At 73.2% G+C, this 22,787-nt stretch carries 17 protein-coding genes; 8 read left to right on the top strand and 9 right to left on the bottom strand.

Annotation, left to right across the window (positions count from 1 at the left end):
• Positions 1-54: 54 nt before the first annotated feature.
• The 5 genes from ADL08_RS11590 (at position 55) to ADL08_RS11570 (ending at position 7,383) form a co-directional block, all read left to right on the top strand.
• Positions 55-834: an ATP-binding cassette domain-containing protein gene (locus ADL08_RS11590; protein WP_053642011.1), complete on the top strand. Its 780-nt coding sequence runs from the start codon at positions 55-57 to the stop codon at positions 832-834.
• Positions 831-2,162 (top strand): ABC transporter permease subunit, encoded by a 1,332-nt coding sequence (locus tag ADL08_RS11585; protein WP_078968616.1) that lies wholly within the window; start codon positions 831-833, stop codon positions 2,160-2,162. The genes ADL08_RS11590 and ADL08_RS11585 overlap by 4 nt, the downstream gene beginning before the upstream one ends.
• A 420-nt stretch (positions 2,163-2,582) precedes the next feature.
• Complete coding sequence (gene dxs / locus ADL08_RS11580) at positions 2,583-4,505, top strand: 1-deoxy-D-xylulose-5-phosphate synthase (protein WP_053642010.1); 1,923 nt, start codon at positions 2,583-2,585, stop codon at positions 4,503-4,505.
• A gap of 200 nt (positions 4,506-4,705) precedes the next feature.
• Positions 4,706-6,184 carry an amino acid permease gene (locus ADL08_RS11575; RefSeq protein WP_053642009.1) on the top strand — a complete coding sequence of 493 codons (1,479 nt, stop codon included), beginning with the start codon at positions 4,706-4,708 and terminating at the stop codon, positions 6,182-6,184.
• 110 nt (positions 6,185-6,294) lie between these two features.
• Positions 6,295-7,383: a hypothetical protein gene (locus ADL08_RS11570; RefSeq protein ID WP_053642008.1), complete on the top strand. Its 1,089-nt coding sequence runs from the start codon at positions 6,295-6,297 to the stop codon at positions 7,381-7,383.
• Positions 7,384-7,466: 83 nt separating this feature from the next.
• On the opposite strand, the gene ADL08_RS11565 is transcribed toward ADL08_RS11570, so the two are convergent.
• The 5 genes from ADL08_RS11565 to ADL08_RS11545 form a co-directional block, all read right to left on the bottom strand.
• Positions 7,467-9,596, bottom strand: coding sequence for a 3-hydroxyacyl-CoA dehydrogenase NAD-binding domain-containing protein (locus tag ADL08_RS11565; RefSeq protein ID WP_053642007.1), 2,130 nt, complete (start codon positions 9,594-9,596; stop codon positions 7,467-7,469).
• Positions 9,593-10,807, bottom strand: coding sequence for a thiolase family protein (locus ADL08_RS11560; protein WP_053642006.1), 1,215 nt, complete (start codon positions 10,805-10,807; stop codon positions 9,593-9,595). The genes ADL08_RS11565 and ADL08_RS11560 overlap by 4 nt, the downstream gene beginning before the upstream one ends.
• Positions 10,808-11,075: 268 nt before the next feature.
• Positions 11,076-12,359, bottom strand: coding sequence for an HRDC domain-containing protein (locus tag ADL08_RS11555; RefSeq protein ID WP_053642005.1), 1,284 nt, complete (start codon positions 12,357-12,359; stop codon positions 11,076-11,078).
• A gap of 82 nt (positions 12,360-12,441) precedes the next feature.
• Positions 12,442-13,107: a response regulator transcription factor gene (locus ADL08_RS11550; protein WP_015037008.1), complete on the bottom strand. Its 666-nt coding sequence runs from the start codon at positions 13,105-13,107 to the stop codon at positions 12,442-12,444.
• Between the two features lie 313 nt (positions 13,108-13,420).
• Positions 13,421-14,113: a DUF3000 domain-containing protein gene (locus ADL08_RS11545; protein ID WP_053642004.1), complete on the bottom strand. Its 693-nt coding sequence runs from the start codon at positions 14,111-14,113 to the stop codon at positions 13,421-13,423.
• A 91-nt stretch (positions 14,114-14,204) separates the two neighbouring features.
• On the opposite strand from ADL08_RS11545, the gene hemE reads away from it, so the two are divergent.
• On the top strand, positions 14,205-15,281 hold the full coding sequence (hemE, locus tag ADL08_RS11540) for a uroporphyrinogen decarboxylase (RefSeq protein WP_053642003.1): 1,077 nt from the start codon (positions 14,205-14,207) through the stop codon (positions 15,279-15,281).
• 70 nt (positions 15,282-15,351) lie between these two features.
• Here hemE and ADL08_RS11535 read toward each other — a convergent pair whose 3' ends face one another.
• Positions 15,352-16,725, bottom strand: coding sequence for an FAD-dependent oxidoreductase (locus ADL08_RS11535; protein WP_053642002.1), 1,374 nt, complete (start codon positions 16,723-16,725; stop codon positions 15,352-15,354).
• 24 nt (positions 16,726-16,749) lie between these two features.
• Positions 16,750-17,757 (bottom strand): DUF4349 domain-containing protein, encoded by a 1,008-nt coding sequence (locus ADL08_RS11530; RefSeq protein WP_053642001.1) that lies wholly within the window; start codon positions 17,755-17,757, stop codon positions 16,750-16,752.
• Positions 17,758-17,895: 138 nt separating this feature from the next.
• On the opposite strand from ADL08_RS11530, the gene hemG reads away from it, so the two are divergent.
• Both hemG and hemQ read left to right on the top strand, forming a co-directional pair.
• Entirely contained in the window at positions 17,896-19,347 is a 1,452-nt protein-coding gene (hemG, locus tag ADL08_RS11525; protein ID WP_053642000.1) for a protoporphyrinogen oxidase, read from the top strand.
• 17 nt (positions 19,348-19,364) lie between these two features.
• Positions 19,365-20,078, top strand: coding sequence for a hydrogen peroxide-dependent heme synthase (gene hemQ / locus ADL08_RS11520; RefSeq protein WP_053641999.1), 714 nt, complete (start codon positions 19,365-19,367; stop codon positions 20,076-20,078).
• Positions 20,079-20,314: 236 nt separating this feature from the next.
• On the opposite strand, the gene ADL08_RS11515 is transcribed toward hemQ, so the two are convergent.
• Both ADL08_RS11515 and ADL08_RS11510 read right to left on the bottom strand, forming a co-directional pair.
• Positions 20,315-21,379, bottom strand: a complete 1,065-nt coding sequence (locus ADL08_RS11515; protein WP_053641998.1) for a TIGR04222 domain-containing membrane protein — start codon at positions 21,377-21,379, stop codon at positions 20,315-20,317.
• Between the two features lie 2 nt (positions 21,380-21,381).
• Positions 21,382-22,782: a DUF692 domain-containing protein gene (locus ADL08_RS11510; RefSeq protein ID WP_053641997.1), complete on the bottom strand. Its 1,401-nt coding sequence runs from the start codon at positions 22,780-22,782 to the stop codon at positions 21,382-21,384.
• Positions 22,783-22,787: the final 5 nt, after the last annotated feature.

The raw sequence follows: 22,787 nt of genomic DNA, 5'->3' as shown, positions 1-22,787 counted from the left end.
TGCACCGGCGGCGCGACGTGCCGCCGTCCGCGGGCGGCGAAGGAGTTGGTTCACGTGTCCCAGACGCCCGTGCTGGCGTTGCGCGGGATCTTCAAGCGATTCGGAGCGGTCCAGGTCCTCTCCGGTGTCGATCTCGAAGTCCACGCAGGTGAGGTCGTCGCGCTCGTCGGCGACAACGGAGCGGGAAAGTCCACGCTGGTCAAGACGATCGCCGGCGTGCACCCGATCGACGAGGGCGTCATCGAGTGGGAGGGCGAGCAGGTCGAGATCTCCCGGCCGCAGGACTCCCAGAACCTCGGCGTCGCGACCGTCTACCAGGACCTCGCGCTCTGCGACAACCTCGACGTCGTCGCCAACCTGTTCCTCGGCCGCGAGATCAAGAAGGGCGGCGTCCTCGACGAGGTCGCCATGGAGAAGCGCGCGAAGGACCTGCTCTCCACCCTCTCCATCCGCATCCCCAGCGTCCGCATCCCCGTCGCCGCCCTCTCCGGCGGCCAGCGGCAGGTCGTGGCCATCGCCCGCGCCCTGGTCGGCGACCCGAAGATCGTGATCCTCGACGAGCCGACCGCCGCCCTCGGCGTCGAGCAGACCGCCCAGGTCCTCGACCTGGTCGAGCGGCTGCGCGAGCAGGGCCTCGGCGTCATCCTCATCAGCCACAACATGGCCGACGTCAAGGCCGTCGCGGACACCGTGGCCGTCCTGCGCCTGGGCCGCAACAACGGCACCTTCCCGGTCGCCACCACCACGCACGAAGAGATCATCGCCGCGATCACCGGAGCCACGGACAACGCCGTGACCCGCCGCCAGGCCCGCAACGCGGAGGTAGCGAAGTGAGCAACACCCCTCCCGCCGCGAGCGAAGAGGCCGCGGTGCCCGAGCCCCGCACCCCGGACGCCTCCGCCGCCGAGCAGGCCCCGGTGACCGAGGCCCCGGCCGCCGCCGCGGTCCCCGCCGTCGACCCCCGCCTCCTCGTGCGCGAGCAGGGCTTCAAGGGCTACGTCGACGAGTTCAAGCGCAAGATCCGCTCCGGCGAGATCGGCTCGCTGCCCGTCGTCGTCGGCCTCATCGTCATCGGCATCGTCTTCCAGGCCCTCACCGGCAACTTCATCACCTCGTACAACCTCGACCAGATCACGCTGTACGCGGTCGGCCCCGGCATCATGGCCGTCGGCATCGTCTTCGTGCTGCTGCTCGGCGAGATCGACCTCGCCGTCGGCTCCGTGGCCGGTCTGGCCGGCTCCGTCTGGGGCGTCCTCGGCACCGACATGCCCGACGGCCTGGCCATCCTCCTCGGCATCCTGTCCGGCACCCTGATCGGCGCCTTCCACGGCATCGTGTTCGCCAAGATCGGCGTGCCCGCCTTCGTCGTCACCCTCGCCGGCTTCCTCGGCTGGGCCGGCCTCCAGACCTGGGTGATGGGCGAGCGCTCCACGATCTCCACCCCCATCGGCAGCTTCGTCAACGACCTCACGAAGTACTACTTCTCCGACGTCGCCGCCGCCTACGGCCTCGCCGCCGTCGTGATCGCCGCCTTCTACCTGGCCCAGTTCCGCGACGCGCACCGCCGCAGGGCCGCCGACCTGCCGCACCGCCCGCAGAGCGAGATCATCCTGCGCACCGCCGTCCTCGCGGTCCTGGTCCTCGTCGCCGCGTACGGCTTCAACCAGGAGCAGGGCCTGCCCCTCTCCCTGGTGATCTTCCTGGTGATCCTGCTCGTCACCGACTTCGTGCTGCGCCGCACCACCTACGGCCGCCAGGTCTTCGCGGTCGGCGGCGGCATCGAGGCCGCCCGCCGCGCCGGCATCAACGTCTCCTGGATCCGGATCTCGGTCTTCATGATCTCCGGCACCACGGGCGCGATCGGCGGCCTGTTCCTCGCCTCCGCGACCGGCGGCGCCGACCGCTCCCTCGGCGGCGGCAACCAGCTCATGATGTGCATCGCCGCGGCGGTCATCGGCGGCACGTCGCTGTTCGGCGGACGCGGCAAGGTCTGGTCGGCGCTCCTGGGCATCCTGGTCATCCAGTCCATCGTCCAGGGCCTCAACCAGATGAACCTGTCCTCCAACGCGATCCAGTACATGATCACCGGAGCGGTCCTGCTCATCGCCGTGATCATCGACTCCGTCTCCCGCAAGACCCAGAAGACGGCCGGACGCGCCTAGGGCGTGTGTCGAAAGTCCCGTCTGCCCGGCGGCGCCCGGCACGCACGCTCGCCGACAACCAGTATCGGGGCGACCCTCCGCCTTGCGATCGCACGCACCGGACACCGCCGGGCCTGCCCTTCGGGCAGACGACGCCACTTTCGACACACGCCCCAGCGCCCGGAAAAACGGCGGGGCGCGCCCGGAAAGCCCCCGCCACGCGCGCGTAACGCTCGCCACACCTGCCCGGCGCCGTGAAACCGGCGCCGGGCACCGGTGCGTCCGGACCAGTGCACACGCGCGTACGGAGCCGTACGGATCACCGGCCCGTAGGCCGTCGGAGTGACGCCTCATCCCCCGGCCCGATGCCCACGATCCAAGACGGAACATTAGACTCGACAAATCGGCAAGCTCGACCAGCTCAAACGCAAGGAGGAACGGGTGGCTCTGCTGACCCGTATCAGGGGACCGCGAGACCTGGACCGGCTCTCCCCGGAACAGCTGGACCAGCTGGCCGACGAGATCCGGACGTTCCTCGTGGACGCCGTCTCCAAGACCGGCGGGCACCTGGGGCCCAACCTGGGCGTGGTCGAGCTGACCATCGCCCTGCACCGGGTGTTCGACTCCCCGAAGGACAAGGTCCTCTGGGACACCGGCCACCAGAGCTACGTCCACAAGCTGCTCACCGGCCGCCAGGACTTCTCGAGGCTCAAGATGAAGGGCGGCCTCTCCGGCTACCCCTCGCAGGCCGAGTCCGAGCACGACGTCATCGAGAACTCGCACGCCTCCACGGTCCTCGGCTGGGCCGACGGCCTGGCCAAGGCGAACGAGGTCCTGAAGAAGGACGACCACGTCGTGGCCGTCATCGGCGACGGCGCCCTCACCGGCGGCATGGCCTGGGAGGCGCTGAACAACATCGCCGCCGCCAAGGACCGCCCGCTCGTCATCGTCGTCAACGACAACGAGCGCTCCTACGCGCCCACCATCGGCGGCCTCGCCACCCACCTGGCGACCCTGCGCACCACCGACGGCTACGAGCGCTTCCTCGCCCGCGGCAAGGACATCCTGGAGCGCACCCCCGTCGTCGGGAAGCCGCTCTACGAGACCCTGCACGGCGCCAAGAAGGGCCTCAAGGACTTCATCGCCCCCCAGGGCATGTTCGAGGACCTCGGCCTCAAGTACGTAGGCCCCATCGACGGCCACGACATCGAGGCCCTGGAGTCCGCCCTGACGCGCGCCAAGCGCTTCGGCGGCCCCGTCATCGTCCACTGCCTCACCGAGAAGGGCCGCGGCTACCAGCCCGCCCTCCAGGACGAGGCGGACCGCTTCCACGCCGTCGGCAGGATCCACCCCGACACCGGCCTCCCGATCGCCACCTCCGGCGCCGACTGGACCGGCGTCTTCGCCGACGAGATGGTCGCCCTCGGCAAGGAGCGCGCGGACGTCGTCGCCATCACCGCGGCCATGCTCCAGCCCGTCGGCCTCGACAAGTTCGCCAAGGCCTTCCCCGACCGGGTCTTCGACGTCGGCATCGCCGAGCAGCACGGCGCGGTCTCCGCGGCCGGCCTCGCCACCGGCGGCCTCCACCCGGTCTTCGCGGTGTACGCCACCTTCCTCAACCGCGCCTTCGACCAGGTCCTGATGGACGTGGCCCTGCACAAGTGCGGCGTCACCTTCGTCCTCGACCGGGCCGGCGTCACCGGCACCGACGGCGCCTCCCACAACGGCATGTGGGACATGTCGATCCTCCAGGTCGTGCCCGGCCTGCGGCTCGCCGCCCCGCGCGACGCCGACCAGGTCCGCGCCCAACTGCGCGAGGCCGTCGAGGTCACCGACGCCCCCACCGTGGTCCGCTTCTCCAAGGGCGCGGTCGGCCCCGCCGTCCCCGCCCTGCGCCGCGTCGGCGGCATGGACGTGCTCCGCGAGCCCGGTGCGGACAGGCCGGACGTCCTCCTGGTCTCCGTGGGCGCCCTGGCGCCCATGTGCCTGGAGATCGCGGACCTCCTCGACCGGCAGGGCATCTCCACCACCGTCGTCGACCCCCGCTGGGTCAAGCCCGTCGACGAGGCCCTCGCCCCGCTCGCCGAGCGCCACCGGGTCGTCGTCACCGTCGAGGACAACAGCCGTGTCGGCGGCGTCGGCTCGGCCGTCGCCCAGGCGCTCCGCGACGCCGGCGTGGACGTGCCGCTGCGCGACTTCGGCATCCCGCCGCGCTTCCTCGACCACGCCTCCCGCGCCGAGGTCCTCGCCGAGATCGGCCTGACCGCCCCGGACATCGCCCGGCAGGTCACCGGCCTCGTCTCCCGTCTGGATGGCAGGTACGAGGAGAGCGACGCCAAGACGGCGGAACCCGCCCGCGACTGACCCCGCGCCACCCCCGCACCACCCTTTGGGCCGGTCGGTTCACCCTCCCGGGTGCCGACCGGCCCGTTCGCGTGCATTCTGGCTCTGTTCGGGCAGACGTCATCACAGCCTCCGATCCGCGGAGGCACCGAGACCGACGTCGGGCGGAGCGCGGAGGTACCACGGTGAGTACGGACCAACAGCCACGGGCGAACTCCGGGATGTTCCGGACCAAATCGGTCGAGCAGTCGATCCGGGACACGGAGGAGCCGGAGCACGCCCTCAAGAAGTCCCTGTCCGCCTGGGACCTGACGGTCTTCGGCGTCGGCGTCATCATCGGCACCGGCATCTTCGTCCTCACCGGCAAGGTCGCCAAGGAGAACGCCGGCCCGGCGACGGCCCTCGCCTTCGTCGCCGCCGGCATCGTCTGCGCCCTCGCCGCCCTCTGCTACGCCGAGTTCGCCTCCACGGTGCCGGTGGCCGGATCGGCGTACACCTTCGCGTACGCCTCCATCGGCGAACTGCCCGCCTGGATCATCGGCTGGGACCTCGTCCTGGAGTTCGCCCTCGGTACGGCGGTGGTGGCCGTCGGCTGGTCCGGCTACGTCCGCTCGCTCATGGACAACATCGGCTGGCACCTACCGGCCGCGCTGGAGGGCCCGGACGTCGCGGGCGGGACCTTCGACATCCTGGCGTTCATCCTCGTCCTGGTCCTCACCGTGGTCCTCGTCCTCGGCATGAAGCTCTCCGCCCGGATCACCGCGATCGTCGTGGCGATCAAGGTGACCGTGGTGATGATCGTGATCGTCGCCGGCCTGTTCTTCATCGTCGGCGACAACTACAAGCCCTTCATCCCGCCCGCCGTCACCCCGGAGGGCGGCGGCTCCAACTGGGACTCCCCGCTGGTCCAGCTGCTCTTCGGGTACGAGCCGACGAACTTCGGCGTCATGGGCATCTTCACCGCCGCCTCCGTCGTCTTCTTCGCCTTCATCGGCTTCGACGTGGTGGCCACCGCCGCCGAGGAGACCAAGCTGCCGCAGCGGGACATGCCCCGCGGCATCCTCGGCTCGCTCCTCATCTGCACCGTGCTCTACGTGGCCGTCGCCCTCGTCGTCACCGGCATGCAGCACTACACGGAGCTGTCCGTGAGCGCCCCGCTCGCCGACGCCTTCAAAGCCGCCGGCCACCCCTTCTACGCGGGCGTGATCAGCTTCGGCGCCGCCGTCGGCCTCACCACGGTCTGTCTGATCCTGCTGCTCGGCCAGACCCGCGTCTTCTTCGCGATGAGCCGCGACGGCCTGCTGCCGCGCTTCTTCTCCGTCACCCACCCCCGGTTCCGGACCCCGTACCGGCCGACCGTCCTGCTCGGTGTGATCATCGCCATCGTCGCCGGCTTCACCAGCATCAACGAGCTGGCGACCCTGGTGAACATCGGCACCCTCTTCGCCTTCGTGGTCGTCGCGGTCGGCGTCATGGTGCTCCGCCGCAGCCGCCCCGACCTGCCGCGCGCCTTCCGCACCCCCTGGGTGCCGGTGCTGCCGATCCTCTCCATCGCGGCCTCGTTCTGGCTGATGCTCAACCTGCCGGGCGAGACCTGGTTCCGCTTCGCCGTCTGGATGGCGATCGGCATCGTCGTGTACTTCCTGTACGGGCGGAGTCACAGCCGGTTGGGCCGGGCGGGCGGGGAAGCCCGGTACTGAGGGGCCCCGGGGAGCGGGGCGGCGGGCGGCGGGAAGAGCAGTTCGAAGGGGCCGCTACAGTCGGCTCGTACCCGACCCGCACCCCCGATGACCGGAGCGCTGCACCCCTCATGGCGAATCGATCCGAGGCCCCCGCCGCCCAGCCCCACGGCTCCTCCACCGACCCCCGCCTGCGGGGATCCTGGCTGGCCCGTGGGAAGGAGGGCAGATTCAGCGTCTACCTGCCCCGGGACGGCGAAGTGGTGCGCTGGACCGAGGACGCCGGCGGCTGGAGCGGGCCCGTGTCGCTCGGCGGCGGCGGTGCGCTGCTGCCCAGCCTCTCGGCGGGCCAGGGCGCCGACGGGTACGTCCACCTCGTGGGCCTGCGGCCCGTGCCGGGCGGCGGGGCGGACCACGTCGAGCTGGTGCACACCACCCAGTACCAGACGGGCCGCCCGGCCCTGGAGTGGCGCTCGATCACCCACCCCAACGGCGCCTCCTACCGGTGGACCGGCACCCCCTCCGTGACCGTGGACGGCATCGGGCGCGCGTACGTCTTCTGCCGCAACGGCGGCGGCGGCATCAGCGTGCGGGCCCAGAAGGACGCGGGCGGCTGGCACCCGTGGTGGGACCTCGTCGGTTCCAGGACCGACCCCCTGCCGGTGGCCGTCACCAACGGCGCGGGCTTCGTCGAGCTGTACACCTCGCACGCCACGGGACTCCTGCGCTACGTCCAGCGCGAGTCGGGGGCGAAGCCGATCCGCGAGGAGATCCTGCCCGCCGCGGTCACCATGGGCACCCTGGCGGCCGTGAAGGGCCCCTCCGGGCACGCCACGGCCTTCTACGTGGACCAGGAGGGGAAGGTGTGCGCCTGGTCGCCCGAGCGGTCCCTGAAGCCCACGCCCCTCACCGACGCGGTCGGCACCGGCCCGCTGTCCGCCACCCGCTGCCTCGTCGACGGCTTCGACTGCACCGTCCTGGCCCAGCGGACCGGGGACGGCCGGCTCGCCCTCGCCGCCTACCCGAGCGAGCAGGAGGAGTCGGGCGCCCGCTGGTCGGAGACGGGGGAGCGGCACGGCGTACTGACCACCACCCTCACCCGCGACCTCGACGGACACCTGGTCGCGATGGCGCTGGCCGACGGGACCTCGCTGCTCACCACCCGTCAGCGGCCCGCGGCGGACGGCTTCGTGCTGGAGAACTGGCGCCCGGTGCGCTGACCTCAGGCGGAGCGCGTACGGGAAAGCGAACGGCCCCGGCACCTTGGGAAGGTGCCGGGGCCGTCCGTACGGACCCTGGGGCGTTACGCCGGGACGCTCGCCACGCCCTGCGCCAGGAAACGCCTGCCGGTGACGCGCTCGGAGACGCCCTCGCGGTCCAGGTACGGCGTGATGCCGCCCAGGTGGAAGGGCCAGCCCGCGCCCGTGATCAGGCAGAGGTCGATGTCCTGCGCCTCGGCGACGACACCCTCCTCCAGCATCAGGCCGATCTCCTGCGCCACCGCGTCCAGGACGCGGTCGCGGACCTGCTCCTCGGTCAGGACGGTGTCGCCCTGCTTGAGGAGGGCGGCGACCTCCGGGTCGAGCTCCGGCTTCCCGGAGTCGTACACGTAGAAGCCGCGCTTGCCGGCCTCGACGACCGCCTTCAGGTTGGGGGAGACCGTGAAGCGGTCCGGGAAGGACCGGTTCAGCGTCTCGGAGACGTGCAGGCCGATCGCCGGGCCGACCAGCTCCAGGAGGACCAGCGGCGACATCGGCAGGCCGAGCGGCTCGATGGCCTTCTCCGCCGTCTCGACGGGGGTGCCCTCGTCGATGACGTTCTGGATCTCGCCCATGAAGCGGGTCAGGATGCGGTTCACGACGAACGCCGGGGCGTCCTTGGTGAGGACCGCGGTCTTCTTCAGCTTCTTCGCCACGCCGAAGGCGGTGGCGAGGGAGGCGTCGTCCGTCTGCTCGCCGCGCACGATCTCCAGGAGCGGGAGGATCGCGACCGGGTTGAAGAAGTGGAAGCCGACCACGCGCTCGGGGTGCTTGAGCTTGGAGGCCATCTCCGAGACGGACAGCGAGGAGGTGTTGGTGGCGAGGATCGCGTGCGCCGGGGCGACCGCCTCGACCTCCGCGAACACCTTCTGCTTGACGGACATCTCCTCGAACACGGCCTCGATGACGAAGTCCGCGTCCGCGAAGCCCTCGGCCTTGTCCAGGACGCCGGAGACCAGGCCCTTGAGGCGGTTGGCCTTGTCCTGGTTGATGCGGCCCTTGCCGAGCAGCTTCTCGATCTCGGCGCGGACGTAGCCGACGCCCTTGTCGACGCGCTCCTGGTCGATGTCGGTCAGGACGACCGGCACCTCCAGACGGCGCAGGAAGAGCAGGGCGAGCTGGGAGGCCATCAGACCGGCGCCGACGACGCCGACCTTGGTGACCGGGCGGGCCAGCGACTTGTCCGGGGCGCCGGCGGGGCGCTTGCCGCGCTTCTGCACCAGGTTGAAGGCGTAGATGCCCGAGCGCAGCTCGCCGCCCATGATCAGGTCCGCGAGGGCCTGGTCCTCGGCGTCGAAGCCCTTCTGCAGGTCCCCGTCCTTGGCGGCCTCGATGATGTCGAGGGCGCGGTAGGCGGCCGGGGCGGCGCCGTGCACCTTGGAGTCGGCGACGAAGCGGCCCTTGGCGACGGCCTGGTCCCAGGCCTCGCCGCGGTCGATCTCGGGGCGCTCGACGGTCGTGGTGCCGTTCAGGACGGAGGCCGTCCAGATCAGCGACTGCTCCAGGAAGTCCGCGCCCTCGAACAGGGCGTCGGCGATGCCGAGCTCGAAGACCTGCTTGCCCTTGAGCTGGCGGTTCTGGTTCAGCGAGTTCTCGATGATGACCGAGACGGCCTTCTCGGCGCCGATCAGGTTCGGCAGGATGGCGCAGCCGCCCCAGCCGGGCACCAGGCCGAGGAAGACCTCGGGCAGCGAGAAGGCCGGCAGGGCCTTCGACACGGTGCGGTAGGTGCAGTGCAGACCGACCTCGACGCCGCCGCCCATGGCCGCGCCGTTGTAGTACGCGAAGGTCGGCACGGCGAGGGAGGACAGACGCTTGAAGACGTCGTGGCCGCCCTTGCCGATGGCGAGCGCCTCGTCGTGCTTCTTCAGCAGCTCGACGCCCTTGAGGTCGGCGCCGACGGCGAAGATGAACGGCTTGCCGGTGATGCCGACGCCGGTGATCTCACCGTTCGCGGCCTCGGCCTCGACCTGGTCGATCGCCGTGTTCAGGTTGGCGAGCGACTGCGGGCCGAAGGTGGTCGGCTTGGTGTGGTCGAAGCCGTTGTCCAGCGTGATCAGGGCGAACCGGCCCGCACCCGCGGGCAGTTCGAAGTGCCGTACGTGGGCGCTGGTGACGACCTCGTCCGGGAAGAGCTCGGCGGCGCCCTTCAGAAGCTCGGCGGTGGTGCTCACTTGCCCTCCCAGTGGGGGTTTTCCCAGATGACCGTCGCGCCCATGCCGAAGCCGACGCACATGGTGTTGAGGCCGTAGCGGACCTGCGGGTTCTCCTCGAACTGGCGGGCCAGCTGCGTCATCAGACGGACGCCGGAGGAGGCCAGCGGGTGGCCGTAGGCGATGGCGCCGCCGTACTGGTTGACGCGGGCGTCGTCGTCGGCGATGCCGTAGTGCTCCAGGAACGCGAGGACCTGGACCGCGAAGGCCTCGTTGATCTCGAAGAGGCCGATGTCCTCGATGGACAGGCCGGCCTGGGCGAGGGCCTTCTCGGTGGCCGGGATCGGGCCGTAGCCCATGACCTCGGGCTCGACGCCGGCGAAGGAGTACGAGACCAGGCGCATCTTGACCGGGAGGTCGTTCTCCCGGGCGAAGTCCTCGGAGGCGATGATCGAGGCGGTGGCGCCGTCGTTCAGGCCGGCCGCGTTGCCCGCGGTGACGTTGCCGTGGACGCGGAACGGCGTCTTCAGGTTCGCCAGCGACTCCAGGGTGGTGCCCGGGCGCATCGGCTCGTCGGCGGTGACCAGGCCCCAGCCCGTCTCGCCGCCCTCGGGGGAGGTGCGGCGGACCGAGATCGGCACCAGGTCCGGCTGGATCTTGCCGTCGGCGTACGCCTTGGCGGCCTTCTCCTGCGAGCGCACGGCGTACTCGTCGGCGCGCCGCTTGGTGATGCTCGGGTAGCGGTCGTGCAGGTTCTCGGCGGTCATGCCCATGAAGAGGGCGGCCTCGTCGACCAGCTTCTCCGACACGAAGCGCGGGTTCGGGTCGACGCCCTCGCCCATGGGGTGGCGGCCCATGTGCTCGACGCCACCGGCGATGACGGCGTCGTAGGCGCCGAAGGCGATCGAACCGGCGGTCGTGGTGACGGCGGTCAGCGCGCCGGCGCACATGCGGTCGATGGAGTAGCCCGGCACCGACTGCGGCAGGCCGGCGAGGATGCCCGCCGTACGGCCGAGGGTCAGACCCTGGTCGCCGATCTGCGTGGTCGCGGCGATGGCGACCTCGTCGATCTTCGCGGGGTCGAGGCCGGGGTTGCGGCGCAGCAGCTCCCGGATGGCCTTGACGACGAGGTCGTCGGCGCGGGTCTCGTGGTAGATGCCCTTCGGGCCCGCCTTGCCGAACGGGGTGCGGACGCCGTCGACGAAGACGACGTCCCTGACGGTACGAGGCACGATGGCTCTCCTCCAGGGTGCGGGATGGCACTGCTGCGGCGCACGCCTAAGCGTGCGCTTGCTCCCCCATGCTACTTGCGGGTAACCATGCTGCCCACCCCCCGGGGGCCAAGCGGCGAAGGTCACACCGGGAACTCTGCCGGAGATGGCCGAAAACGGCGGAACCCCCGTCACCCTTCCGGGTGCGGGGGCTCCGCGGGCGGGGGTCGCGCGTCTGCCACCCGTCGCCGCGAGCGGGACCGTACGACCGGTCTCGCCGCGAACGGGATCACGCGGTCGCCGTCAGCGCCTTCTCCAGGAGCGGGGTCACGAGCTCCACCTGCCAGGGGCGCGCGCCGTGACCCGCCAGGGCGGCGGCGACGTGCCCGGCGTCGGCCGGGGACGGCGGCTCCCAGCAGACCCGGCGCACGGTGTCCGGGGTGATCAGGTTCTCCTGCGGCAGGTTCAGCTCCTCCGCGAGCGCCGAGACCGCCGCGCGCGCCGCCGACAGGCGGGCCGCCGCGACCGGGTCCTTGTCGGCCCAGGCGCGCGGCGGGGGCGGCCCCGCCGGCTGCTGGCCCGGCTGGGGCAGCTCGCCCTCCGGCAGCGCCCTGGCCCGGTCCACCGCCGCCTGCCACTGCTCCAGCTGGCGCCGGCCCATCCGGTGGCCGAAGCCGGTCAGCGCGGTCAGCGCGGCCAGGTTCGCCGGCACCGCGAGCGCCGCCTCGACGATCGCCGCGTCGCTCAGCACCTTGCCGGGGGAGACGTCGCGCCGCTGGGCCACCCGGTCGCGGGCCGTCCACAGCTCCCGTACGACCGCCATCTGCCGACGGCGGCGCACCTTGTGCATGCCGGAGGTCCGCCGCCACGGGTCCTTGCGCGGCGGGGCGGGCGGGGCGGCGGCGATCGCGTCGAACTCCTGGTGCGCCCACTCCAGCTTCCCCTGCCGGTCGAGCTCCTCCTCCAGGGCGTCCCGCAGGTCGACGAGGAGCTCCACGTCGAGCGCCGCGTAGCGCAGCCAGGGCTCGGGGAGCGGCCGGGTCGACCAGTCCACGGCGGAGTGGCCCTTCTCCAGGGCGTAGCCGAGGACGGACTCGACCATCGCGCCGAGGCCGACGCGCGGGAAGCCCGCGAGCCGCCCGGCCAGCTCGGTGTCGAAGAGCGAGGTCGGCAGCATGCCTATGTCACGCAGACAGGGCAGGTCCTGGGTGGCGGCGTGCAGGATCCACTCGGCCCCGGCGAGCGCCTCGCCGAGCCCCGAGAGGTCGGGGCAGCCCACGGGGTCGATCAGGGCGGTGCCCGCGCCCTCGCGGCGGAGCTGGACGAGGTAGGCGCGCTGGCCGTAGCGGTAGCCGGAGGCGCGCTCGGCGTCCACGGCCACGGGGCCGGTTCCGGCGGCGAAGGCGGCGATCACCCGGGCGAGGGCGTCCTCGGTCTCGACGACGGGCGGAACCCCCTCGCGGGGGGCCAGCAACGGGATCGGAAGCCCATTCGCAGGGACGTCGTCGTCCGGGGGGCCGCCCCCGGTGGTGCGCAGTGCGGTGTCTGCCGCGGTCTCTTGGGCGTCGGTCACCCGTCAAGGGTATCGGTGAACGGCGGGCACCTGTCGACGGAACGTTCCGTCGACAGGTGCCCGCCGGTTGTCCAGGCGTCCGTCAGTGGATGATCCCCGTCCGCAGGGCCACCGCGACCATGCCGGCGCGGTCGCCGGTGCCCAGCTTGCGGGCGATGCGGGCGAGGTGGCTCTTCACGGTCAGGGCGGACAGGCCCATGGAGACGCCGATCGCCTTGTTCGACTGGCCCTCCGCGACGAGCCGCAGCACCTCGACCTCACGGCCGGAGAGCTCGCGGTAGCCGCCCGGGTGGCTCGGGGCACCCGGGGGGCGGCGGTGGCCCAGACGGGCCGCCGCGGCGCCGATGGGGGCGGCGCCGGGGCGGGTGGGGTGACCGATGTTGGTCCGGGTGCCGGTGACGACGTAGCCCTTCACGCCGCCCGCGAGGGCGTTGCGCACGGCGCCGATGTCGTCGGCGGCCGAGAGGGCGAGGCCGTTGGGCCAGCCCGCGGCGCGGGTCTCGGACAGCAGGGTCAGGCCGCTGCCGTCGGGCAGGTGGACGTCGGCAACGCAGATGTCGCGCGGGTTGCCGACGCGGGGGCGGGCCTCCGCGATGGACGACGCCTCGATCACGTCACGTACTCCGAGGGCCCACAGGTGGCGGGTCACGGTGGAACGGACGCGCGGGTCGGCCACGACGACCATGGCCGTCGGCTTGTTCGGGCGGTAGGCGACCAGGCTTGCGGGCTGCTCGAGGAGAACGGACACCAGGCCTCCTGGGGGGGAAGGTGGGGGACGGAGCCGGCTCGGGGAAGAAGCCGGGAGGGCGAACCCGTGCAGTGAATGGGGTCACTGACTCCTTCGGCAGCATGGCCGCCCGCCTTTAGGGAAAGATCACGATTTGGTGAGTAACAATTAGGGCAATTCGGACGCTTGATCGATCATCCTACGAGCGGACCCCGCTCCTTCACCCTCCCGGGGGAGCCCCGGAGCGCCTTCCGAACGCCTTGTGCGACACGCCGGAGCACCCGGAGGACCCGGAGGACTCGGAGTGCCCGGAGTGCCCCGGACCCCCGGGGACTCAGGCCTGCTGCGGTCCCCGTCGCTGGGGCAGCGGGACGATCCCCGCGCCCGTGGCCGTGCCCGCCCCCGGCTCGACCGGCGCCGGCGGGAGCCCCGCGATCTGGCAGAGCAGGTCGCACCAGGCCGCCAGGTGCGCCCCCGTGTCCGGCACCCCGCCCAGGCCCTCGCGCGGCGTCCAGGACGCCCGGATCTCGATCTGGGTCGCCGGCCGCCGGTCCGCGAGCCCGCCGAAGTAGTGCGAGCCCGCCATCGTGACGGTCCCGCTCGCCTCCCCGTACGCGAGCCCCCGCGCCTCCAGGGCCCCGGTCAGCCAGGACCAGCACACCTCGGGCAGCAGCGGGTCCGCCGCCATCTCCGGCTCCAGCTCCGCCCGGACCAGCGTCACCAGGCGGAACGTTCCCTTCCAGGCCTCGTGCCCGTCCGGATCGTGCAGCAGGACGAGCCGCCCGTCCGCCAGGTCGTCCTCGCCGTCGACGACGGCCGCCTCCACCGCGTACGCGTACGGCGCCAGCCGCTGCGGCGGCCTGGTCGGGTCCACCTCGATCTCGGACCGCAGCCGCGCCGAGCGCAAGGCCTCCACCGCCCGCCGGAAAGCCGGTGGCACCGGGTTCGTCTCCGTACTGCCCGCCGTTTCGTCCGTCCCTCGATCGCCGTCGGAATGATCGGAAAAGTGTCCCTGAGCCGCAGCCATGCGGGGAAGAGTAGGCGGAACGGGGCCTCCGTGCAGGGAGGGACACCCGGCCCGGACGAGCGGCTTCCCGCCACATGCGAAGATTCTGGGCGTGAGTGCCAACGACAGCCCGCAGGGCCAGCAGACGAAGCAGCAGTCGCGGACGTACGACTCCGCGTTCCTCAAGGCGTGCCGGCGCGAGCCGGTGCCGCACACCCCCGTCTGGTTCATGCGGCAGGCCGGGCGCTCCCTCCCCGAGTACCTGAAGGTCCGCGAGGGCATCCCCATGCTGGAGTCGTGCATGCGGCCCGAGCTGGTCACCGAGATCACGCTCCAGCCGGTGCGGCGCCACGAGGTCGACGCCGCCATCTACTTCAGCGACATCGTCGTCCCCCTCAAGGCCATCGGCATCGACCTCGACATCAAGCCCGGCGTCGGCCCGGTCGTCGCCGAGCCGATCCGCACCCGCGCCGACCTGGCCCGGCTGCGCGACCTGACCCCCGAGGACGTCCACTACGTCACCGAGGCCATCGGGATGCTCACCGGCGAGCTGGGCGACACCCCGCTCATCGGTTTCGCCGGCGCGCCCTTCACCCTCGCGAGCTACCTCGTCGAGGGCGGTCCGTCGCGCAACCACGAGCACACCAAGGCGCTCATGTACGGCGACCCGCGGCTCTGGGCCGACCTCCTCGACCGCCTCGCCGAGATCACCTCGGCCTTCCTCAAGGTCCAGATCGAGGCCGGCGCCTCCGCCGTGCAGCTCTTCGACTCCTGGGTCGGCGCCCTCGCACCGGCCGACTACCGCCGCTCCGTGATGCCCGCCTCCGTGAAGGTGTTCGACGCGGTCGCCGGCTACGGCGTGCCGCGCATCCACTTCGGCGTCGGCACGGGCGAGCTGCTCGGCCTCATGGGCGAGGCGGGCGCGGACGTCGTCGGCGTCGACTGGCGCGTCCCGCTCGACGAGGCCGTCCGCCGCGTCGGCCCCGGCAAGGCGCTCCAGGGCAACCTCGACCCCGCCGTCCTCTTCTCCTCCCGCGAGGCCGTCGAGGCCAAGACGGACGAGGTCCTGGCCGCCGCGAAGGGCCTGGAGGGTCACGTCTTCAACCTGGGCCACGGCGTCCTGCCGACCACCGACCCGGACGCGCTGACCCGCCTCGTGGAGTACGTGCACACCCACACGGCCGTCTGACCGGCGGGAAGCACTCACGCGACGGCGACGGCCGCCGGGGCCTCCCCGGCGGCCGTCGCCCTTCCCGGCCTCAGCCCGCCGCGCGGACCGCCGCCGTCGCCTTGCGGGCCGCGACGAGCACCGGGTCCCACACCGGCGAGAACGGCGGCGCGTAGCCCAGGTCCAGGGCCGTCATCGCCTCCACCGTCATCTTCGCCGTGAGCGCCACCGCCGCCACGTCCACCCGCTTCGCCGCGCCCTCCCGGCCCACGATCTGCGTCCCCAGCAGCCGCCCGGTCCGCCGCTCGGCCAGCATCTTCACCGTCATCGGCGCGGCCCCCGGGTAGTAGCCCGCCCGGCTGGTCGACTCGACCGTCACCGTCACGAACCGCAGCCCCGCCTCCAGGGCCTCCTTCTCCCGCAGGCCGGTCCGCGCGATCTCCAGGTCGCACACCTTCGACACCGCCGTGCCCACCATGCCCGGGAAGGTCGCGTAGTCGCCGCCGACGTTCGACCCGATGACCTGGCCCTGCTTGTTCGCGTGCGTCCCGAGGGCCACGTGCCGCGTCCGGCCCGAGACCAGGTCCAGGACCTCGACGCAGTCGCCGCCCGCCCAGACGTTCTCGTGCCCCCGGACCCGCATCCCCAGATCGGTGAGCAGCCCGCCGTACGCCCCGAGGGGGAGCCCCGCCTCCCGTGCGAGCGAGGTCTCCGGCTCCACGCCGGTGCCCAGGACCACCACGTCCGCCGGGTACTCCTCCTCGTCCGTCGCCACCGCCCGGACCCGGCCGTCGGGCCCGGTCAGCACCTTCGTGACCGCCGCCGAGTTGACCGTCCTGATCCCGAGCCCGTCCATCGCCTCGTGCACGAGCCGGCCCATGTCCGGGTCCAGGGTCGCCATCGGCCGCTCGCTCCGGTTGAGGACGGTCACCTCGTAGCCCCGGTTGAGGAGCGCCTCGGCCATCTCCACCCCGATGTACCCGGCGCCGACCACCACCGCCCGCCGCCCCTCCGCACCGGAAAGGGCGTCGATCAGGGCCTGGCCGTCCTCCAGGTTCTGCACGCCGTGCACCCCGGGCGCGTCGATCCCCGGCACCGGCGGGCGCAGCGGCCGCGCCCCCGTCGCGATCACCAGCTTGTCGAAGCCGGTCCACTCCTCCGTACCGGACTCCAGGTCCCGGGAGCGGACCCGCTGCCGCTCGACGTCGATCTCCGTCACCTCGGTCCGCGTCCGCAGGCCGATGTCACGGGCCCGGTGCTCCTCGGGGGACCGGGCGATCAGCTCGTCGCGCGAGCCGACGTCCCCGCCGACCCAGTACGGGATGCCGCAGGCCGAGTACGAGGAGAAGTGCCCCCGCTCGAAGGCGACGATCTCCAGCTCCCCCGGGGACCTGAGCCTGCGTGCCTGCGACGCGGCGGACATGCCCGCCGCGTCGCCACCGATGACCACCAGTCGTTCGCTCATGGGGACGACGCTACTTCCCGGACGCTACTCCCCGGGAGCCGCCGGGGACTTCGGGACCTCCGCCGCCCCGGGAGCCTTCGGGCCCACGGGCGCCCCGGCCGCGTTCCGCTCGGCCGCCGGCCCCTCGGGGCGCGGCCCCGGCACCGGCGCGGGACGGCGGGCGGCGAGACGGGGGCGGACCAGCCGGCGCCACAGGACGAGGACGACCAGACCGGCCGCGAGCCACGGGGCCAGCGCGGCGAGCACGATCAGGATCCAGGCCGCCACGCCGACCAGGGCGTTCCAGCCGCCGCCCAGGGCGTCCAGGAAACCGGGACGGCCCTCCTCCCTCGCCTCGGCCTTCGGCTCCTCCTTCCGCTTCTCGGTGAGCTGGAGGGTGATCGTCGCCAGCGAGGTCCGGTCCTTCAGGGAGGACTGCCGGGCGAGCAGCGCCTCCAGGTCCGCCTGACGCCGGCTCAGCTCGGCCTCCAGGGTCACCACGTCGGACAGCTTGTCCGCCCGGTCCATCAGCTCCCGCACCCGCGCCACGCTCGCCCGCTGGGTGGCGATCCGGCTCTGCACGTCCACCACCTGGTCGGTGACGTCCTCGGCGCCGGCCTTGCGGTTCAGCAGCCTTCCGGTGCCCGCCAGTTCGGCGAGGACGGAGTCGTACTTCTCCTGCGGCACCCGCAGCACGATCCGCGAGGCGAGGTACGCGTCGTCGATCCGCTCCGTCGACTCGTTCTCGACCCGCCCGCCCGCGTCCACCGCCGTCGTACGGGCCGTGGCCAGGGCCTTCGCCGCGTCCGCGACCTCCACGGACAGCGAGGCGGTACGGATGACGTGCTGCGGGGCCGGCGCCTTCACCGGGGCCCGCACGGCCCCCGACGAGCCGTCGGCGGCGCCTCCGGCCCTGCTCGGCCCCTGCTCGGCGGGCTGCGCCGCCCGCGCGTCCGCCGCCTTGTCGCCCGCGTCCGACCCGCCCGCGCCGCAGCCCGTCAGGACCAGTGACGCCGTCAGCAGGACGGCGGCCGTCGTACTCGTTCTCCGCATGGGAACCCCCCGGGGTGATGACGATCGATGCCCCTTTGACGTACGACCCCGTGGCACGGGTTGCCGTCCCGGGGTAGCGATGCGGTCACGGTCCGGCCTCGGAACGGGAGCGGGCGGGCGATTTGAGAGAGTGGTCCCATGAACGCGGACACCACGGCACCTCACGTCGTCGTCGCCGGAGGCGGGATCACCGGCCTCGCGGCCGCCCACCGGCTGGCCCTCGCCGGCCACCGGGTGACCCTCCTCGAAGCGGACGCCCGGCTCGGCGGAAAGCTCCTCGCCGGGGAGATCGCGGGAGCGCCCGTGGACCTCGGCGCCGAGTCGCTGCTCGCCCGCCGCCCCGAGGCGATCGCCCTCGCCCGCGCGGTCGGCCTCGGCGACCGGCTCCGGGCGCCCGCCACCACCACCGCGTCCGTCTGGTCCCGGGGCGAGCTGGTGCCCATGCCGAAGGGGCACGTCATGGGCGTCCCCGGCGACGCCCGCGCCGTCGAGGGCCTCCTCTCCGAGGAGGGCGTGCGCCGGATCGCCGCCGACCTCGACCTGCCGCCCACCGAGATCGGCGACGACATCGCCATCGGCGCGTACGTCGCCGCCCGCATGGGCCACGAGGTCGTCGACCGCCTCGTCGAACCCCTCCTCGGCGGGGTGTACGCCGGGGACGCCCACCGCATCTCCATGAAGGCCGCCGTCCCCGCCCTCTTCGAGGCCGCCCGCGAGCACCCCACGCTCACCGCCGCCGTCCGCGCCGTCCAGCGGGCCGGCGCCGCCGTCCCGGCCGACGCGGCGGGCGCCGCCACCGGCCTCGGCGGCTCCGTCTTCGCCGGCGTCGAGGGCGGTGTCGGCACCCTGCCCGGCGCGGTCGCCGACGCGGTCCGCGCCGCCGGCGGCGAGATCGTCCCGAACGCCCCCGTGACGGCGCTGCGCCGCACCGGGGCCACCGGCTGGCAGGTCGTGAGCGGCGACCGGGTCCTGACCGCCGACGCCGTCGTCCTCGCCACCCCCGCCGGTCCCGCCGCCGCGCTCCTCGCGGAGCACGCGCCCGCCGCCGCCCGCGAGCTCGGCGCGATCGAGTACGCCTCCATGGCCCTGGTCACCCTCGCCTTCCGCCGCTCGGAGATGCCGGACCTGACCGGCTCCGGCTTCCTCGTGCCGCCCGTCGACGGCCACACGATCAAGGCCTCCACCTTCTCCGCGCAGAAGTGGCGGTGGGTCGCCGACGCCGCCCCCGACCTGTTCGTGCTGCGCACCTCCGTCGGCCGCCACGGCGAGGAGGAGCAGGTCCACCGCGAGGACGCCGACCTCGTCGACGCCTCCCTCAAGGACCTCGCCGCCGCCACCGGCCTCGGCGCCCGCCCCGTCGCCACCACGGTCACCCGCTGGCCCGGCGGCCTGCCCCAGTACCCGATCGGCCACCTCGCCCGCGTCGCCCGGGTCCGCGAGGCCGTCGCGGGCCTGCCCGGACTGCGGATCGCGGGCGCCGCGTACGACGGCGTCGGCGTCCCCGCCTGCGTCGCCTCGGCGCACCGCGCGGCCGACGAGATCATCGCCACGTCGCAAACGGCGGCCCCCGGTGCGGGGCACTCCTCGTGACGGGCGAGAATGGGCGTATGAGTGCGCCCGAAAAGATCCCGAACGCCGGTAAGAAGGCGAAGGACCTCAACGAGGTCATCCGCTACACCCTGTGGTCCGTCTTCAAGCTGCGCGACGTCCTGCCCGAGGACCGGAGCGGCTACGCCGACGAGGTCCAGGAGCTGTTCGACCAGCTCGCGGCCAAGGACATCACCGTCCGGGGCACGTACGACCTCTCCGGTCTGCGCGCCGACGCCGACGTGATGATCTGGTGGCACGCCGAGACGAGCGACGAGCTCCAGGAGGCGTACAACCTCTTCCGCCGCACCCGTCTGGGCCGCGCCCTGGAGCCGGTCTGGTCGAACATGGCGCTGCACCGCCCGGCCGAGTTCAACAAGTCGCACATCCCGGCCTTCCTGGCCGACGAGAACCCGCGCGACTACGTCTCGGTCTACCCCTTCGTCCGCTCCTACGACTGGTACCTGCTGCCGGACGAGGACCGTCGCCGGATGCTCGCGGACCACGGCAGGATGGCCCGCGGCTACCCCGACGTCCGCGCCAACACGGTCGCCTCCTTCTCGCTCGGCGACTACGAGTGGCTCCTCGCCTTCGAGGCCGACGAGCTGCACCGCATCGTGGACCTCATGCGCCACCTGCGCGCCTCCGAGGCGCGGATGCACGTCCGCGAGGAGGTCCCGTTCTACACCGGCCGCCGCAAGGACGTCGCCGACCTGGTGGCGGGCCTGGCCTGACGGCCGTACGAAGACCTGGTGGGGGCTGGTCTTGCGGCTCTCGGAATACGTTTTGGCGTCCCGGCCCCCTGCCGGGCCCGCTTTTTTCCGCCCCGAAAGATAAGACGGCCGGGACAACCCCCCCGCCCGCCGCTCCAGCGACACCGGGTCCGGCTCCTGGTGCGGCGCGCGTCACGCGCGCCGCACCGGCGTCATTTCCGGGACCTCCACGGTCCCTTCCCGGGTGGTACGGGCGGTCAGCTGCTGGAGCTGGAGCTGGAACACGAGCTGGAACTGGAGCTCGAACACGAGCTTGAGCTGGAGCTGGAACACGAGCTGGAGCTCGACCCCGAGCACGAGCTGCCGCCCCCGCCGCAACCGCCGCCGGAGCCCCCTCCCGAGCACGAGCCGGAGGAGCACGAGCCCGACGAGCAGGAACTCCCGCCGCCCCCGCCGCCCCCTCCGCCGCAGGATCCGGAGTCCGCGCACCACACGGTGACCACGCCGAGCGCGTCCGCGCCCGAGGAGGAGTGGTGGTGCCCCGCCCCCGCCCCCGCGCGCCCGCCGCGTCCGGACCCGCGCGGCCCGTTGACGCGGGCGGCCGCGAGGAGCTGCTCCCGGAGCACCGGGTCCGGCAGCGCCCGCAGTCCGTGCACGGCCACGAGGTCGCCCGCGTCCGCCAGGTGCCCCCGCTCGCGCCCGTACGCGGCGACCGCGCGCCGTCCGGCCGGGGTGATCCGCCCGGCGGCGACCGACGCGCAGACGAGGGCCGTGATCCCGACGACGAACAGCGCCGGCACCACCTTGACGACGAACGGCACCGACATCCCCTCGCTCGCGGTGAAGTCGACGATCGTGAGGAAGACGGAGACCGGGAACAGGAGGAACGCCGTGCCGCCGACCGCGGCGCACCACCGGGTCGTGGCGCGCCGCGTCGCCGGGTCCACGAGGAGGCCGCGCTCCGCGAGCCCGTCGCCGATCTCCTGCACCGCCGGGTGCCGCATCACGGCGAGCCGCAGGTGGTGCAGGGCCCCGTGCGGGGCGGCGGCGTGCTCCTGGAGCACCGCCCGCTCCACCAGGTCGCGCGCGGTGGGGCGGACGACGGCCACGATGCCGGGCCCGCCGACCGCGATCCGGCCGTCCGCCCGGAGGGCGGCGAGGGCGCTGTCGACGACCCTGGCGGGGCCGCCGTTGAGGAAGGCGGCCTCGTACCGGTCGTGGACCGGCCCGCCGGAGCCGCCGCGGGCCCGGACGACCCGGGTGACGAGCACGGCGACGGCGACGGCGCCCGCGAGGTAGTAGAGGGGGAGCAGGACGTCCATGGTCATCTCCGTACGAGTGCGTGGCGGGCGGCGCGGACGAGCCGTGCGGCGGGGCCCGGCGGGCGGTGGCCGGAGCGGTCCTGCCACCACCGGGTGAGCCGGCGGTGCGCGGCCGGGTCCTCCGGGCGCCCGGCGATCAGCAGGTGCTCGGCGAAGTCGAGCGCGTCCCGGCGGTAACCGCCCTTCATGGGGCGGGACCTGGCGTACGCGAGGAACGCGGGCCGGAACTCCCGGCCGAGGATCCCGGGCAGCTCCGGCGCGACCTTGGCGACGACCCCGGCCCGCTTGGCCGCGAGCGCCCGGCTCTGCACCCCGAGCCGCCTGCTGTCGAACCCCTCGGGCACGGGTGTCCCGGCGACGAGCGCCGAGAGCAGCGAGGCCTGCGCGAGCCCGAGCCGCTGCCGCGCGCCCTCGTCCTGTACGGACACGGGTACGGGCACGGGCGCGACGGCCTCCGGCGCCGCCGGGGGAGCGTCCGGGACGGGGCCGGGCATCGGCCCGCCGGAGACGCGGGCCCCGGCGCCGATGAGCAGCGCCCGCTCCGCGGGACGCCTCCCCGCGCCCGCGCCGCGGCGGGCGGACGCCCCGGTCACCGTCGCCCGGATCACGGTCAGCTCCTCCGCCAGCTCCTCCGCCGGGGGGAAGTCGTCGTCCCGCTCCAGGAGCACCCCGGGCGGGGAGACCCGGGACGCGAGGTCGGCGAGGACGTCGAGGACCGGGCGCGGCACCGGGTGGGCGTGGGTGTCGTGCCAGACGCCGTCCCGCTCGACGCCGCCCGCCACGTGCACGTACGCGATGGCCTCGACGGGCAGTTCGGACAGGGCCCGCGCCGGGTCCTCGCCCCGGTTGACGTGGTTGGTGTGCAGGTTGGCGACGTCGATGAGGAGCCGCACCCCCGTGCGCTCCACCAGCTCCGCGAGGAACCGCCCCTCCGTCATCTCCTCGCCCGGCCAGGAGATCAGGGCGGCGATGTTCTCCAGGGCGAGCGGCACGGGCAGCGCGTCCTGCGCGATGCGCACGTTCTCGCAGAGCACGTCGAGGGCGTCCCGGGTGCGGGGCACGGGAAGCAGATGGCCCGCTTCCAGCGCCGGGGACGCCGTCAGCGTCCCGCCGGCCCGTACGAACGCGATGTGCTCCGTGACCAGCGGCGCCCCCAGCGCCACCGCCTTCTCGCCGAGCGCCGCGAGGCGCCCCGGGTCCGGCCGGTCCGCGCCGCCGAGCCCGAGCGAGACCCCGTGCGGCACGACGGTGACGCCGCGCCGCCGCAGCCGGGTCAGGGAGTCGGGCAGATGGTCCGCGCAGATGTTCTCCGCGACGACCTCCACCCAGTCGACTCCGGCCAGTCCCTCCACCGCCTCCGCGATCTCGGGACGCCAGCCGATGCCGATGCCGAGTTCCGTCATGGTCC

Origin of the sequence: Streptomyces sp. NRRL F-6492 (assembly GCF_001280125.1) — a bacterium.
Lineage (GTDB): Bacteria > Actinomycetota > Actinomycetes > Streptomycetales > Streptomycetaceae > Streptomyces.
Note: the sequence above shows the minus strand (reverse complement) of the source record. Positions and strands in the feature narration are given on the sequence as shown.

Excerpts from the sequence above, each read along its gene's own strand:
- hemQ (WP_053641999.1), top strand. The coding sequence starts at position 19,365 with ATGAGTGCGCCCGAAAAGATCCCGAACGCCGGTAAGAAGGCGAAGGAC.
- ADL08_RS11515 (WP_053641998.1), bottom strand. The coding sequence starts at position 21,379 with ATGGACGTCCTGCTCCCCCTCTACTACCTCGCGGGCGCCGTCGCCGTC.
- ADL08_RS11535 (WP_053642002.1), bottom strand. The coding sequence starts at position 16,725 with ATGAGCGAACGACTGGTGGTCATCGGTGGCGACGCGGCGGGCATGTCC.
- ADL08_RS11530 (WP_053642001.1), bottom strand. The coding sequence starts at position 17,757 with ATGCGGAGAACGAGTACGACGGCCGCCGTCCTGCTGACGGCGTCACTG.
- ADL08_RS11575 (WP_053642009.1), top strand. The coding sequence starts at position 4,706 with ATGTTCCGGACCAAATCGGTCGAGCAGTCGATCCGGGACACGGAGGAG.
- ADL08_RS11545 (WP_053642004.1), bottom strand. The coding sequence starts at position 14,113 with ATGGCTGCGGCTCAGGGACACTTTTCCGATCATTCCGACGGCGATCGA.
- ADL08_RS11510 (WP_053641997.1), bottom strand. The coding sequence starts at position 22,782 with ATGACGGAACTCGGCATCGGCATCGGCTGGCGTCCCGAGATCGCGGAG.
- ADL08_RS11570 (WP_053642008.1), top strand. The coding sequence starts at position 6,295 with ATGGCGAATCGATCCGAGGCCCCCGCCGCCCAGCCCCACGGCTCCTCC.
- hemG (WP_053642000.1), top strand. The coding sequence starts at position 17,896 with ATGAACGCGGACACCACGGCACCTCACGTCGTCGTCGCCGGAGGCGGG.